Consider the following 275-nt stretch of genomic DNA (forward strand, 5'->3'; position numbering starts at 1 on the left):
ATTGAGACTGATCATCAGCATTTCGATCATTTCACCACGCGTAATTTGCTGTTGCGGCATGATTTTTCCATCTTCCAGAGAGAGTGCATCATATTCGTACATCAGCATCAGTTCTTTTTCGGCAGGATGTCCTTTTAAATCCTCAGGTGCAGCACGGTGCAAGCTTAGGGTTTTGCCAGATGCGAGGGAACGCCATTCACCTGTGGTCGCGTCCAGAAAATACGGCTGATCCATAGGAGTCGTAGTCGCACGGTACACTAGCTTTGCAGACCGTT

General features: G+C 48.0%; 1 pseudogene. It reads right to left on the reverse strand.

What is annotated here, in order from left to right:
- Window positions 1-234, reverse strand: a pseudogene (locus SB775_RS29245) (S-layer homology domain-containing protein); the annotation flags it as partial.
- Between the last annotated feature and the right edge of the window lie 41 nt (window positions 235-275).

The organism is Peribacillus sp. SIMBA_075 (genome assembly GCF_046534585.1).